Genomic DNA, 14,646 nt, shown 5'->3' on the forward strand with positions numbered 1-14,646 from the left:
CGTTGCAAACCGTGATGTGCCGGATCGATCTGCGCCTCAGACGATCACCCGCGCCGCCCGCCCGAGCGTGCGTTCGGCATCGTTGTAGTAGTTCGAGGCCTGCTGCACAGAACGATGCTGTGACTGTTGCATGGCTTCGGTCAGCGGAATGCCGCGGCGAGCGGTTTCGGTGAGATAGCCGGAGCGAAGGCCGTGGGCGGAAAACGCTGCCGGGTCGAGCCCAGCCTCGGCGACTCGGCGCTTCAGGATCAGGTTGATCGCCTGCGGCGTCAGCGCGCGTTTTTGGAGATTGCCCCAGCGGTCGATACCGCGAAACACGGCCCCCTCGGCGATACCGGCCCGCTCGAGCCAGTCTTGCAGGACCAGCACCGGCCGGCCGACAAGCAGCACGAAAGCGTCGGAATCGGCCTGGGTCGTCTTGGTGCGGCCGAGCCGGATCGTAAGGCACGGCAGTGTGTCGCCGTCCGATTCCTTCGGATCGGCCGGCACAGGGTCCTCCTCAACCAGCTGTTCGACGCGCAGAGCAGAGATTTCGCTGCGACGCCGGCCGCCGGAGGCGAAGGCGGTGATGAGGATCGCGCGATCCCTGACGTCGACGAGACGGTCGCCGGCGCAAGCCTTGAGCAGGGCGGACAGAATATCGGCGGTCACCGCTTTCCTGCTCTTGCGGCCGCGCGGGCGGGCGCTGGCACGCACCGCCAGCTTTATTGCGCTCTGCAGCCCCGGCGCATTGAATTTTCCGACAAGCCCGCGCCATTTGGTCAACGTCGACCAGCTCGACAGCCGCCGGCGCACGGTGGCGGGCGCGTGCGGTCTGTCGCTGCGCAAAAGTCCTTGGGATTTTAGCGTCGCCGCGACGTCGGCCGGCATGCCGTGCGCCGGATCCGTCTCGCGTTTCGCGAAGTCCCACAAATGGTGCGCGACGAACTTGATCAGCAGTGCCTCCGGCGCCGGCCAGGGCAAGGGCGATCCTGTCGCCGCCTGGCACCAGGCCTCGAGATAGCCGAGGTCAGAGGCAAGCGCCCGCAAGGAATTCTCGCCCATCCCTTCCTTCGCCAGGTGGCGTAACGTCTCGACGTCGTCATCGGTCAGCAGACCGGCCAAAAACTCGCGCCGATCGAACGGCAGCACCGCCTCCAGCGCATCGAGCCCCTCCGAACGTCGCGCGATGATTTCGGCATTCTTGATCTTGGCAAGCTGCTCTTTCACGGGCTCGTTTCCATCTGATTGGCTCCCCAACCTTTCGGAAAGCCCGGAAACCCCATGTATTCCGGAACAAAGGAGTTTGGCCGATGACCACCACCGTCAGCGCCGCCACCGTCTCGAAAAATTTTGGCGCCTATCAGGATGCCGCGGTCCGCGCCCCGGTCATCATCACCAAGAACGGCCGTCCGCGCACCGTGCTGCTGGCCTACGAGGATTTTGTCCGGCTGTCGAAGCGCGACCGGCTGGTCGAGCCGACAGCGGAGCTCAGCGCGGACGAAATCGCCGCGGTCGAAGCCTGCGAAATGGAGCCAAGTCTTGACCATCTCAACGACGAGCTCTCCGAGTCAAAACCCGCTGGGTCAAAAGCGACGGCAAGAAATGCTGCCGGCTGAAATCAAGGTCGGCCACGTCTTCCGCTTTTTTTGTCCCTGACTTCAGTGGAATCTCCTCGACAAGGACCGGCCCTGCCTGGTGCTGGCGCTGTGGCATGCCGGCCGGCATCGGCGCAGGGGCAGTCTCTATCAAGGCGTCTTCCAGGTGTTTCTGCGGCCTTGGCGACCGTGCCTTGCGCCGAATCTAGCGCCTTTGAGCGTCTAAATCCATCACTATCGATAAGAGGTCATTATCGATCGTGAGGTTTCTCCCTGAAGAAATACGACGCAAGTCCAGTGAGACCCTCACTAGCTTGACCAATGCGAATCAGCCATCATGAAAACAATGGCTTACACGCTCGGCAAACTGCCGCTGGAAACCCTGATCGGGCCGGTTGCCCGCGCGACCGCGGCTTTGGTCCGCCTCGACGAGCGGGTCGCCCGCTCTCCCGTCCGCGACGGTTTTGTCGAGCGCCAGCATTTTGCTGACGCGGCTGCCGCGCTCTGGCTTGAGGGCGAGCTCGTCCACCTCGAGGATCTCGTCCTGCACGACGCCCACATGGACATCCGCACCCCGACCCACGAACTCACCCGCGCCCACGCGGTGCTGCGAACCCGCCGGCGCATTTTTGCGCAAAAGCCGGACTGGGCGCTCAGCCGCGACGGTTTTTTGGCGCTGACCGGTCGCGGCGGCGCCATGCCGGCGGCGGGCCAAAAAAGCCGGGACGGGGAGGGGGCTGGAACTGCCTCTGTGGAAGCCGACGATCGCGATGACGCTGAGGCCGATCTGCTGGCCGAAGAATTTGCCGAGATCGATGCCGTCCTGGCACGTTCATCAAAGCTTCTCAGCGGCGCCGACGTGCCGGCGAAAGCGGCGCGCCCGGACGTCCGGCCGGACCTGATTTACGATCTCGACTGGAATGAGGAAGAACGGCTGGCCGAATGGCACGCTGTGCTCGCGGAAACGCGGGGGCAACCAGTCGTCCTGCGCGCTGCGGTCCTGCTCGAAGCGTGGTCGGACATCGAGGTGCTGCAGCATGCCACATGGCTCGGGCCGCTGCTCGTGGCTGCACTGCTGCGACAGGAAGGACTCGCCGCCAACCATCTCGCTTGCATTCATCTCGGCGCGAAAAACATTCCGCGCGAGCGGCGGCGGGCGCGCAATCGCGGCGATCGGCTGCTCGCCTTGCTCGATGCCATTCACGACGCAGCAGTGGCTGGCCTGAAGGAGCATGACCGTCTCGTGCTGGCAAAAAGCCAGATGGAGCGACGGCTGCGCGAACGCCGCGCCAGCTCAAAATTGCCCGACCTGGTCGAGCTGGTGCTCTCGCGGCCGCTCGTCTCGACGGGCATGATCCAGGAGCGGCTAAAGGTGACAAAACAGGGGGCGCTCAACCTGATCGGCGAGCTTGGCTTGCGCGAGATGACGGGCAGGGGAAGGTTTCGCGCGTGGGGAATTGTGTAGGCCGCAGCCATTCGCTGCGAACTTTACGAAATTGTCGAACTTGACGAACTTGCTATCAGCCATATTGGTGACAGCAGGAGGTTCTAATCATGGCCGCTCCAAAACGCAGCAATCATAGCGGGACCGCGTCGCACGCGGGAGTCACCGCCCTGAGCTTCACCACGAAGCTGCCGGCACAGGCAGACTTCAAGAAGATGCTGCTCGAACGCTATCAGGAAGCGATCGCCCGCAGCCGCAAGATCGGCCACCGCGTCTCGTTCCGGGTAGAGGTCGATCCAACGGCTGGTGCGCAGACGATCACGCCGGTCGAAGAGCAACCGATCGCTTCAGACGATACCTTTCCCGTCGAGGACACGGGCAAGCCGGATGCCGAACTCGAGGCGGCGCTTGCCGGAGCGCGCGCGCGTGGCGGCAAGCGCGTCGCCGAAATTGTCGCCGGCGAGGACATGCTGAGCGCGGATGCCTTCGCCGAACTGCTCGGCACGTCGCGGGTGACGGTCAACGCCAGGCGGCAAAGCGGACAGGTGCTCGGGATCGATGGCGCCAAACGCGGTTTCCGCTTTCCCGTCTGGCAACTCGACAAGGACGGCCGACCGTTCGGGCCATTGCCGGCGCTGCATGCAATGTTGGGCAACAGTGCCTGGGCGGTCCATCGGTTTCTGGTGTCGCGCCATGGCGCCCTCGATGGGCGGCCCGGCCTTCGAGCCCTTCAACAAGGCGATGACGCCTCGGTTTTGGCCGCCGCGGAAGGCATGGCCAGGGGCGATTTCGACTGAATGCCCGGCGTTCCACCTCCACCCGATTTCGGGCGTGCAAAGCTCTAAATCGAGACCATACCGCCGGGCGAGACATTCGGACGGATTTACTGGAGCACCTATCCCGATCCTCTCGGCTATCTCCGGCGCGCCAGCTTAAGCGCCCCGCTCAAAACTTCGGGAATATCGATGCCGAACTCGGCCAACAGGCCGCGGATCACCGAGCTTCGGATGGGCATAAAATGATCGCGGCTACGCTCGGCTCAAATCGACCCAGCTAGCGGATCTGAAGGCCCATCGAATGAAGCCTTTAGCAGCTTGTCGAGTAAAAGAGAAATGGAGGAAAAGTGGACCATGCGTGTGCCGAGAAGATGGGTAAGGTCTTCCCTTCGGTTCAGCCTGGCCAGTTTGCCTGGAGGGTTTCAGTAAACTCCATATGCCAGGTTGCATCTGGTTGGTATCAATAGACGTTTCGCCCAGTTGTTGTTTTAGCGGTTAAATCCCGTGGACTCGGTTGCGTCGTTGATCATCAGCCAATAGAGAAGCGATAAATCAGACAAAAGGATCAACCCGTGACCAACCACGCCGATACCCGCGCTGCCGAACTTGCTGAGTTAACCGCCGACATTGTCTCAGCATATGTCAGCAATAACCCGTTGCCGGTGTCTGGCTTGCCGGAGGTGATAGCATCGGTTCACGCTTCGTTGTCCGGACTTGGCACGCCGATCGCGCCTGTCGCTGAACCGCAAACTCCCGCGGTCAACCCTAAGAGGTCGGTGACGCCGGACTTCATTATCTGCCTCGAAGACGGCAAGAAGTTCAAATCACTGAAGCGGCATCTTAGCACGGACTTCGGGCTGACACCGGACGCCTATCGCGCCAAATGGAACTTGCCGCACGACTACCCTATGACAGCTCCCAATTACGCCGCTCAGCGCTCGCAACTTGCGAAGTCCATCGGGCTTGGCCGCAAGGCTGAACCCGTCGCACCAGCCAAGAAGGCACTTGCGAAGCGGAAAGCCAAAGCGTAATCCGCCACCACCTGACGCCACGGAAAGACTCAGCTATGTTTGGAGAGCGGCGGACCTGAAAAGGACCGTCTGGCCGGCGCCATTCGGGCAACCTCCCAGCGAGGGCGCCGGTCTTTTTTCCTAGCGGGGCGGCAATAGACGATTACTCTGACCCGGCTGGCTTTCACGCCGACGCGGCTACCTGGGCCGATATTCCAGGTCCGCAGCGGCGAATAGGTCGTGGCACCCGCCAGAGAAGGGGCCCGGCCTTGGCCAAGTCGAGGCCATCGGGAACCTGAAGCACGAACTCCTCACGCACGACGATGTGCTTCGAATAGCCGCCCCAAGTCGGCTCGCCGGTGATCCGGTCGCTTCCGGCGAAGGTTTGGGTGTTTCCCTCACGACAGAGCTGCTCCTCGCCTTTTCGGCACTGGTCGCAATGTTGGCAGCTGTCGACCATGGTGCCGACGGCAACGTGATCGCCAATTTTGTGGCGGGTCACGTCAGGGCCGACCTTGACGACGCGGCCAACAATCTCGTGTCCAACGACAATGGGATAGTTGGTCCAGCCCCAGTCGTAGAGGTCGGAATGCCAAACGCCGCAGTATAGGATTTCGATGACAACATCGTTCGCGCGAGGCGCACGCCGTTTAAAGGAAAAGGGTGGCCGCTGGGGCCAATACGGCAGACTTCGGTGGCCCTTACCTGTCTCCCCGCCGCTCCCTGTCGCGAAAGTTGAGAAGATCAACCAGATCATCGGCCTCATGGATAGGCATGTCGATCAAGGGAACACCCACCTCGACAACGGGCATGCCGGTGAAAATGTCGATGACGTCCCACGTCCCTTCAGGCGTTTTTTCCATGTCGTATCGCTGCGTCATCGGGGGGCAGAGTGTTTAGCGCTGTGATTGTGTGCCGTCCCGCTTGGCATCGGGTCCCGTGCGGTCAAGTTCATCAACCAATGTGGCAACGTTGGGCGGCAGATCAGGTTCTAACCGCCAGTTTAGGAGCTGGCGCAAGTGCCGGCGCAGGACTTCCGTGCCCATCCAACGCCGCACGATTTCGGCAGTAACCTTCTGCCTTGATCGATCAAGTTCTGTCATGTTCAGGGCTTTCGGAACATGTGCCTACACGCCGAACTCACCCGGGACGGAATGGTTCCTGGCATGAAAGTTGGCCCAGCAGGGGGGTGCGCGATGAACGGACGGTGTTTCGACTGGCCGAAGGCACGTCTCTTGGCAGCAACGGAAACGTCCCGATCCGTTGGCGTCGACGGTACGTGACGCTCGTCAGCGCGCCAAAAAGCCGGTGCCAGCAGGACCATGCTGAAGCCCGACGACATCGTCGTCAATCTTTGTGGTCTGTCGCGGCGCGGGCTTTGAGATCTGCCGCGACGTGTCAGCGATCGCAGTTGCTAATGCTGTTCCTCAACGATCGAACTCAGGACATTACAGCCCACCGGCCAGGCGACGACGCGAAGGGCGCCGCTCCTTCGATCCGTATCATTGGCAAGCGGCGGGGATGTTTCAACAAGGCCAGACGAAAAAGACAGCTGCGGGCTAACGGGGACAAGCCATTTGACGCCCTCTTTCCCGTCGACGCGCATCTGGGCTGGTCGCCCTTCACCTGGCCGGTCAATCTGTGCGGCCTGGCGGCCGCGACGGTCCCTTGCGGGCGCGATTCCTCGGGCCTGCCGATCGGCCTGCAGATGATCGCGCCATGGATGCGGGAGAGCTCCATCATCGCTCTCGACCCACGGCCGCATCTCTTCGAAGGCCCCGGCAGGACGAGCAGCCGGAATTCCTTGGCGGTCATCGCGATCTGGCCCTCGGCGCCGCGCCTACCATTGCCGCCGGATCCATTTCGATAGCGCCGCTTTTCAGGATGATCTCGGTGCGGCCCTCCCGCCGGCGCTTGAGGGCGCGCAAACGTGCCAGCAATTCGTCGAGGTCGAACGGTTTCACCAGATAGTCGGTCGGCTTATCGAGCCCTTCGACGTTTTGCAGGGACGTGTCACGGGCGGTGAGCAGAAGAATCGGCACGGTGTTACGATTCTTCCGCTTGGGTATGGGGACCCCGGGATGACCGATGTCCTTCAATTCATGAGGGGTCTGACCTGCCACTGAACTGTCATCCAGCTGCGATTAGAGCCTCGACCGTTTTTGTTACGCCTTGTGGCGCGGGTTGAGCAACCGGCGGAGGCGCGGAGCCTTCGACTAGCGCAGCGTCGGAGCCGGTTGCGGTGATGACCTCGGCATAGGCTGCCGGGGTCTGGTATCCGAGCGAGGAATGTGGCCTGGCGGTGTTGAAGTCCTCCCTCCATTCGGCGATGGCACTGCGGGCGTGATCCAGGCCGAAGAAAAGGCTCTCGTTCAGGAGCTCATCGCGCATCCGTCCATTGAATGACTCGACATAGCCGTTCTGCATCGGCTTGCCCGGCGCGATGTAGTGCCATTCCACCCGATGATCCTTCGCCCAGGCGAGAATGGCGTTCGAGGTGAACTCGGTGCCGTGGTCGGATACGATCATGCCGGGCTTGCCGCGGTGGGCGATCAGTTCCGTCAGTTCACGCGCCACCCGGCGGCCGGAAATCGACGTGTCCGGGATCGCCGCCAGGCATTCGCGCGTCACGTCGTCGACGATGTTGAGCACCCGGAACCGCCGGCCGCAGGCGAACTGGTCATGGACGAAATCCAGCGACCAGCGCGCGTTCGGCTTTGCCTCGACCAGGATCGGCGACCGCGTGCCGACCGCTCGCCGCCTTGCCCGGCGCTTGCGCACCGTCAGGCCCTCCTCGCGGTAGAGCCGATAGATGCGGTTGACCCCAGATGCCTCGCCCTCGCGCCTGAGCAGGATGAACAGCCGCCGGTAGCCGAAGCGTCGGCGCTCGTTGGCGAGGTCACGCAGCCGACCACGCAGCTCCGTCTCGGGCGGACGCCGGGATTGGTAGCGGATCATCTTGCGATCAGCGCCCACAAAGGAACAGGCCCGACGCTCCGACAGGCCCATGACGGCCTGCAGATGCGCAACGGCTTCGCGCTTGGCGGCGGGCCCTACCATTTTTTTGACAGAAGCTCACGCAGCGCCGAGGCTTCGAGCATCTGGTCTGCGAGCAGCTTCTTCAGCTTGGCATTCTCATCTTCCAAGGCCTTCAGGCGCTTGGCGTCGGACAACGTCCATCCCGCCATACTTTGCCTTCCAATTATACAGCGTCGCCTCCGAGACCCCGTGCTTGCGAGCCAAATCGCCCGCCTTCGCTCCCGCCTCGTGCTCGCGCAGAACCGCAATGATCTGCTTCTGTATTCGGTGTCCCCCAGTCAAGATGTGACGTTCGATGCAGGTTCTTTGCTTCTGTTCGCGGTCGGCACGCAGCCGCCGGCATGATGGTGTCCGTGGGTCCGATCGGTTCAAAGCTCTTCAGCGTGCTCGGGAACCGGCAACGACAGATCATGCGAACTCGTCCGGACCGCGCCCTGCATCGAGCGCTCGCTATTCCGTGGACAGTTCAGCCTAAGCTGCTGACCAACGGAAATCCTGTTCGTCAACCCACATGCGGTGAAGGGTGACTGCCATTCGTCTGGCCAGGGCGACCTTCGCACGTCGAACACCCTGTCGATTGGCAATCTTCATTGCCCAAGCCTTCATGCTCGACCATCGGGTCTTCGGGCGCAGGATGACGTTGGCCGCCTCGAACAAGGCCGTTCGCGTCTCACTGTCACCCACTTTTGTGATGCGACCGACCCTGTCGACTTCTCCTGACTGGTATCTTCGTGGTGTGAGGCCGAGATACGCACCGACCGACCTGGATCGGCGGAAGCGCTTGGGATCATCGATCGTTGCCTTGTAGGTGAGCGCGGTGACGGGTCCTATGCCAGGCATGGTCATGAGGCGACGGCAGATGGGATCCACTCGAACCGCTCTCAGGATGAACCGGTGCAGATCCGCCAGATTCTCGCGCAGACACCTGTGCATCCGCAAGAGCGGTTCAAAGATACCCAGCAACAGCCGATCCGCTCCGACCAGCTGTCGAACCCTTGCCTCGAAACGAACGCGCGTGACGGCGCCAATCTTTAGCCCAAGGGGACGCAACAAGCCTCGGATGACCTGCTCGTTGGCAGTGACAGCCCTGACGGCAGCCTTGCGCGCGGCGGTGAGCGTGCGCAGCCTCTGGCCGGCAGCGGACTTCAGATGAACTGCCTTGAACCAACCTGTGCGCACAATCTGTGCAATTCCCTGCGCGTCATTCCGGTCCGTCTTCACCGTCATCGCGCCCAGAGCCGCTTTGACATGTCGACTCTCGAGACACACGACAGCGAAGCCCTCGTCGACCAGGTGTCCGCCGATCCACTCCGATGTCGCACCGGCTTCTAAGCCAACGCGAACTAGATCGTCCCGCCATCGCTGAAGTGCAGCCGTCACAGCATCCGGGTCACCGAGCACCTTCCCCTGCCACAGCATCTCGCCGGTCTCGGCGATAACGCAAATAGCTACCGCGTCGAGTGAAGTATCCAGTCCTGCATAAACGCTCATGCCAATCTCCTCTTGCCAGGTCGGCTCTGAGCATCAGACAAACGTCATGATCCGAAAGGGGCCAGACGTCCAGGGAGCCGAACCGAATACCCCATCTCTTCCGTGAACCGCTTTCTCTTCATCAGTCCGTCCTTCGATCAAGGGCCGGACTCTAATCTCAGATGGAGGAAATTCTCAGCGGCAGGTCAAAGGCGTAACAAAAACGGTCGAGGCTCTAATCGCAGCTGGATGACAGTTCAGTGGCAGGTCAGCTGCAGGAAAGTCTCGCGGTTGCGATCAAGAGCGGGGCGATGCAGCCGGCCGACACGCGCCGGGTGATCGTCGACACGACAGTGCAGCCGAAGAACGTGATGTTCGACCGACGCCAAGCTCATTCATCGGGCGCGCGAGCGGCTGGTGCGGCTGGCCAAGCAGGTGGGTGTGGATTTGCGCCAGACCTATGTGCGGGTCGGCAAGCTGGCGCTGATCAAGCACCAGCGTTATGCGCACGCCAAGCAGTTTAAGCGGGCCAATAGGGCGCTGCGCAAGCTCAAGACCTATCTCGGCCGGACCATTCGCGACATCGCTCGCCACGTCGCCGGCGACGCGGAGTTGGCCGCGATCTTCAAATGGCCCCTCTACCAGGCTTCGGCGATGCTGGAGCAACGGCCACGCCACCGCGGCCGCAAGATCTGGAGCCTGCATGCGCCCGAGGTCGAGTGCATCGGCAAGGGCAAGGCGCATGCCCCTTACGAGTTTGGCGTCAAGGTCTCGCTCGCCACCACGCTCGAACGCTCGAAGGTGGCCAGTTCGCCCTGCACGCAAAACGAGTTCCTGAACGAGACCCTATTCACCTCGCTCGCCCAGGCGCGCGTCGACTTGAAGAACGGCGCCGCGACTACAATATCGTCCGGCTCATTTTTCGCATCGGCAGGCTAACGTCAGTCGCGTTGCGAGCGTTAATTTCGCTAGACTCTTTAATCCAAATTTTGTAAAATTATTTGCACTCTTTCCGGAGGCGCAGTATCTGGACGCACGGTGGTGCGCTAGTTATCTCGGCGATGCTGAGTAAAAAAAAAGCCTACGGCGCAGTGATAATCACCAGACGGTGTGTTTAGGGAAGCATGTCGTTCGTAGGGGTCGACATGGGTGCGCTAGAGCATTCTACTGGTCGGGTTATTAGCGATCTATCCCGCAGTTATCTGAACAGCCGGTTCAGACGCTCGCTGGATACGTTAGTAGCTGTACTCTTGTTGGTTGCCCTGATCCCGTTGATAGGGCTCATAGCCGTCGGTATTTCAATAACATCTCCTGGACCGATCCTTTTCCGGCAACGGCGGGGCGGAATAGGCATGAAGCCATTCATGCTCCTCAAGTTCCGTACGATGTATTGGGCGGAGCCGCGAGCGGGAACGGTCGAGCAAGCGATCCGGGAGGATGCACGAGTCACCCCATTGGGCCGGTTCCTCCGGGCGACGAGCCTCGATGAGCTTCCACAGCTCTTCAACGTGGTGCGTGGTGAGATGTCACTCATCGGCCCGCGGCCACATGCCATTGAGCATGACCGATTCTACATGGTGCGCATCCCACATTATGTGCGGAGATTTGAAGTTCGCCCAGGCCTAACTGGGCTTGCGCAAATCAGCGGCGCGCGCGGAGGCACCCCGCGAATACAGGACATGCAGCGGCGTGTGGACATTGATTTGGAGTATATCGAGAACGCCAGTTTGCCAGTCGATTGCCTGATCTTCCTTCAGACCGTCCGTGAGGTGTTCGAATCAGATTCCGCCTACTGAGCCGGTCCGCGGCCCGTCCCCCAATCGTGCATACGATTGAGTGATTCGGAAGTTGTTTGGAGTCTGACCACGACGACATATTCTGTTATCGCCAGTGGACAACCCGCCGAACAAGGGTGCGGGTGACGGCGCGACGTTCGGAGAGGAATCATCATCATTGATCGCCGTGCGCTCGCCCGCGACTGTCTCGTTTCGGCGATTACGACCATCAGGACCTTTTTCAACTGGCATGAGTTGTTGCAGCAGGATTGGCGGCGGCTTGCGCCCTCCTTGGTGATGTATTGCTACCACGAGACGGTGACAACGGCGAAAGCGTGTCGCGCACGTCATTCACTTCGCGGACGTTCGGCGCACCTGCCACGCTTGGCTGCGCTGGCAGGTGCCGTTGAGCTGGTTCGGGAATTCCGGCCTCTTGTAGATCCGCTACTCCGCTACCCCGCCTATATGGACGAGCCGGATGCTCGCATGATTTCCTCTCTCAATTTCCAAATTACATCAATAATGGAAAACCGCAGGATGACGTCGTAGGGAGTCCGGCACCGGCTGGCGTAGGCTCGCTTCGCAATAGCCTGCACCTGTGTACCATCCTTTGGCGCTCAGATAAGGCATGCGGGTGACGGGGTGACCCATTCGGTCGTCCTGAGCGATGCGGATTTTCGCAACGGGATTGCTGGCGTCACGATTGTAGAGGCTGCGAGAAGCTTTGGCCCAGCAAGAGTTCCTGCGGGGCGCTGCCTCTGGCGTACACCGGACTGATCGTCAAGAGCGATTGCAATGCGCGGCTGCACCAATTCCGACTTGCTGGTGTTGTTTTCCTTCACGATCAAACGAGGACGGCGCCGTACGGGACGCGACCAAGTGCTCACGGTTTGATCGTTCGCCAGAAACATATGAAATACGTGATGTTGGCAGCGATTAGCGTAGCTGCGGTCGCAATGGCGGCGCCATCGGCACCGTAAAGTGCCGAAAGGATGAAGGTTGCTACGAAATTGAATGCCGCGAAGCCCAGCGCCAGCTTGCTGTAGGTCCGCTCCTTGTCAACCATCATCAGTGCCGTGGCGCAAGGGCCTGCGGCGGCAGAGATCAGATAGCCGAGGCCAAGGAGACGGAGGATAGCGGCCGCTCCAACAAACTCGTTGCCGAACCAGCCGAGCACAAGACTTGGCGCCGCCCAGAACGCTACGGCAAGCGGCAGTGCACCAGCCAGCGACAACAGGCAAAGGCGCAGATATGACTTCCTCAGTTCCTCGAGGCGGCCATTGTTGTACATCACGCTAATCCACGGCGCGGCAACCGGCGTAATGATCCGCAGGATGAAGACGTTCATCAGCGCGAGCCGCGACGCAGCTTGATAAAGTCCCGCACCATGGTTGTCGCCGGTAAAGCCCAAGATCAGCACGGCGGTGCGTGATATGAGCTCGTCACTAAGACTGCCGACCAGCATGGCGGCGGCTGCAAAAGCCCATTCGCCCACGCGCCACTCAGCTGCTGTCTTCCAGGTAGCGGGCGGCGTAAATTTCGCGACTGCAACCGCTGAAATCGCAAGGAGCGGAACGCAGCTGGCGCCGTAATAGACCACCGCACGATCTGGATCGTGGAGCCCCAGTGCCAACACCAAGCCAATGACGCCCACTGGCAACATCAAGGTAGGCAAAGCTTCACCGAGGTCGCCCGCGTGGAAGCCGCGCAATAAGTAACGATGCAGTTCAAGCAGTGTCACTGCTGTGGCAAGTAATGCCATATAGGCCGGAACTATGTTGCCCGCGATACCTGGCCATATGAAGCGTGCGAACCCCAGCGCTCCGAGGAATACGACGAGCCCGGCGATAGTCGTCGCATAAGCCTGCAGCAGCACCCCCTTGATGAGGCCGAATTGTTGCGCGTTGGTGTAAGCGCTCAGCAACCGCGTCGAAGCGTTGAGCCAGCCCATCGAAGCAAACCGCGCCGCGACTGTGGCGGTCGCCAAGGAGACATTGAACGCTCCATAATCCGCTGCGCCAAGTGACCTGGCCAAAACGATTTCGAGCGCGAACAGGGCAGCAACGCCGGCGCTGCGCACGAAAAATACCCGCAGAATGCGCCCACTCAGCTTGCGGCGCGAAGCGGCGCCGGCATCGGCGGTCTCTAGCCACGCCGACGGCAAGAAGGTCATGACCGGAGACTCTGCCGAATCGGGCACTGCAGCGCCACCCTCCGGGCGGATTGCAAGCTGGCTGCGAGAAACTCGCTGTAGGCGATGAAGAGGAAGATCAGTGTGGAGGCGATCGCGGGCGCGTCAATATCCTCGAACACGAGCCACGCCCACAAAGTGATCTGAAGCGTCAACAACAGTCGGAGCTGCGTTCTGGCAGCGACTGGCAGCCGCTTGGCGGCCGCCGCGAGACCGAGCCAGCGTATGGCCGGAAGAACCAGCAGGTAGGCCGCCACCAGCGACAGACCGAGAACGCCTCCCTTTGTAAAGGCGGAGATGAAAGTCGAGTGCGAACCCACCGCAATATGGCTGATTTCTTCGCGCGGCTTGATGCCGAGGCCGAAGACGGGGTTGTTGTCGAGCGTTTCGACGACGGCTCGGAGGTAGTTATCAGTGCGGCTGTCGGTGCTGTATTGCCGGTATGTCGTAAGCGACGATAAGTCCGCGAGTAGCGGCAGGAGAAGGACCGCGGCAACCGCCGCAAAACTTGCCAAGCGTTGACATGGCGAACCGAAAGCTATTCCCGCCACCACGAGCCCCGCCAACCAGCCTGCAAGAACTGAACGGCTTAACGAAATGGCGAGTGTTGCCGTGATGAGGCCCTCAAGCAATGGCGCGAACAGGGCTCGCCGGCCTCCACGGTTATGCAGGTGCAGAAGCGCCAGGACACCGAGGATGGCGATGATGATGGCAGTGGCGTTTGGATAGGGGCCATAGACGCCGATGCGTGGCATCGGAGTTTCATGCAAGCCCCAGTCGGCAATAGTGAGGGTGATTGTTGTGGACTGGCGGATGAGAGGGGCCGAATCTGGAATCCTGTTACCGGCGATGGCGCCAAAGAGACTTGGGAATTGTAAGTCGAATTGCCCGACTGCATAGGCGAACACGAAGGCGCCCCAGGTCAGGGAGATGAGAACTACAAAGCTCCAGGAGGCATAATGAAGAATTCGGCGGCGCCTATCGCCGGCATCTTGGAGGAGGGCGCGAAACTGCTGGACGATGATGAGGGCGCTCGCCCAGATTGCCACATTGTAGATGGCCGCGGCGAATCTCAGCGGTTTCTGCGCGATGATGAGGCCGTTGACGAATGCGGATCCGGTGAGCGCAACGATGATGAAGGCGAGCAGACAGTCCCCCAAAGTGAAATGCAGGTTTGCCGAAGGGCGCATGATCAACAAGACGAGGGCGAGTAACATCGGCATCACGAAGCCGATCCCCAAGGCCCACCAAATGGGTAGCCCAAGCAGAAGAATCGAAAAAGCTGCTTCGGTAAACTGAGCATAGCCCTTCTCCCGCCTGCGGCTGGCGGCAACAAGGCGCGATGGAGCAGCACTCATCGACAT

The 14,646-nt window shown here is 61.0% G+C and carries 12 protein-coding genes and 2 pseudogenes; 7 read left to right on the forward strand and 7 right to left on the reverse strand.

Annotated features, from left to right (window positions below; genetic code table 11):
• Positions 1-36: 36 nt before the first annotated feature.
• A complete protein-coding gene (locus NKJ26_RS20050; protein ID WP_352696651.1) occupies positions 37-1,209 on the reverse strand; it encodes a site-specific integrase in 1,173 nt (390 codons plus the stop codon).
• Between the two features lie 83 nt (positions 1,210-1,292).
• On the opposite strand from NKJ26_RS20050, the gene NKJ26_RS20055 reads away from it, so the two are divergent.
• The 4 genes from NKJ26_RS20055 to NKJ26_RS20070 all read left to right on the forward strand — a co-directional run bounded on the left by NKJ26_RS20055 (position 1,293) and on the right by NKJ26_RS20070 (position 4,828).
• Positions 1,293-1,598, forward strand: a complete 306-nt coding sequence (locus tag NKJ26_RS20055) for a type II toxin-antitoxin system Phd/YefM family antitoxin (protein WP_352696652.1) — start codon at positions 1,293-1,295, stop codon at positions 1,596-1,598.
• Between the two features lie 316 nt (positions 1,599-1,914).
• Entirely contained in the window at positions 1,915-3,042 is a 1,128-nt protein-coding gene (locus NKJ26_RS20060) for an RHE_PE00001 family protein (RefSeq protein ID WP_352696653.1), read from the forward strand.
• A 194-nt stretch (positions 3,043-3,236) separates the two neighbouring features.
• The gene (locus NKJ26_RS20065) at positions 3,237-3,818 is read left to right on the forward strand and encodes an XRE family transcriptional regulator (protein ID WP_502903153.1); all 582 of its coding nucleotides are present in this window, start codon (positions 3,237-3,239) and stop codon (positions 3,816-3,818) included.
• A gap of 551 nt (positions 3,819-4,369) precedes the next feature.
• Positions 4,370-4,828 carry a Ros/MucR family transcriptional regulator gene (locus tag NKJ26_RS20070; RefSeq protein WP_352696655.1) on the forward strand — a complete coding sequence of 153 codons (459 nt, stop codon included), beginning with the start codon at positions 4,370-4,372 and terminating at the stop codon, positions 4,826-4,828.
• Positions 4,829-4,991: 163 nt separating this feature from the next.
• On the opposite strand, the gene NKJ26_RS20075 is transcribed toward NKJ26_RS20070, so the two are convergent.
• The gene (locus NKJ26_RS20075) at positions 4,992-5,564 is read right to left on the reverse strand and encodes an alcohol dehydrogenase catalytic domain-containing protein (protein WP_352696656.1); all 573 of its coding nucleotides are present in this window, start codon (positions 5,562-5,564) and stop codon (positions 4,992-4,994) included.
• 660 nt (positions 5,565-6,224) lie between these two features.
• Between NKJ26_RS20075 and NKJ26_RS20080 the strand changes: the two genes are divergently transcribed.
• On the forward strand, positions 6,225-6,677 hold the full coding sequence (locus NKJ26_RS20080) for an amidase family protein (RefSeq protein ID WP_352696716.1): 453 nt from the start codon (positions 6,225-6,227) through the stop codon (positions 6,675-6,677).
• Here the strand turns inward: NKJ26_RS20080 and NKJ26_RS20085 are convergent.
• The 3 genes and pseudogenes from NKJ26_RS20085 to NKJ26_RS20095 form a co-directional block, all read right to left on the reverse strand.
• The gene (locus tag NKJ26_RS20085; protein WP_352696657.1) at positions 6,619-6,930 is read right to left on the reverse strand and encodes a response regulator; all 312 of its coding nucleotides are present in this window, start codon (positions 6,928-6,930) and stop codon (positions 6,619-6,621) included. The two genes, NKJ26_RS20080 and NKJ26_RS20085, sit on opposite strands and share 59 nt — an antisense overlap.
• Before the next feature lie 7 nt (positions 6,931-6,937).
• Positions 6,938-8,128, reverse strand: a pseudogene (locus NKJ26_RS20090) (IS3 family transposase).
• A 189-nt stretch (positions 8,129-8,317) separates the two neighbouring features.
• The gene (locus NKJ26_RS20095) at positions 8,318-9,337 is read right to left on the reverse strand and encodes an IS110 family RNA-guided transposase (RefSeq protein ID WP_352696658.1); all 1,020 of its coding nucleotides are present in this window, start codon (positions 9,335-9,337) and stop codon (positions 8,318-8,320) included.
• 248 nt (positions 9,338-9,585) lie between these two features.
• Here NKJ26_RS20095 and NKJ26_RS20100 point away from each other — a divergent pair.
• Both NKJ26_RS20100 and NKJ26_RS20105 read left to right on the forward strand, forming a co-directional pair.
• Positions 9,586-10,152 (forward strand): annotated as a pseudogene (locus NKJ26_RS20100) (transposase family protein); the annotation flags it as partial.
• 309 nt (positions 10,153-10,461) lie between these two features.
• The gene (locus NKJ26_RS20105) at positions 10,462-11,112 is read left to right on the forward strand and encodes a sugar transferase (RefSeq protein WP_352696659.1); all 651 of its coding nucleotides are present in this window, start codon (positions 10,462-10,464) and stop codon (positions 11,110-11,112) included.
• Between the two features lie 862 nt (positions 11,113-11,974).
• Here the strand turns inward: NKJ26_RS20105 and NKJ26_RS20110 are convergent.
• Entirely contained in the window at positions 11,975-13,264 is a 1,290-nt protein-coding gene (locus NKJ26_RS20110) for a lipopolysaccharide biosynthesis protein (protein WP_352696660.1), read from the reverse strand.
• Positions 13,261-14,646: a hypothetical protein gene (locus NKJ26_RS20115; RefSeq protein ID WP_352696661.1), complete on the reverse strand. Its 1,386-nt coding sequence runs from the start codon at positions 14,644-14,646 to the stop codon at positions 13,261-13,263. The genes NKJ26_RS20110 and NKJ26_RS20115 overlap by 4 nt, the downstream gene beginning before the upstream one ends.

Source organism: Mesorhizobium sp. M0152 (genome assembly GCF_040322415.1).
Lineage (GTDB): Bacteria > Pseudomonadota > Alphaproteobacteria > Rhizobiales > Rhizobiaceae > Mesorhizobium.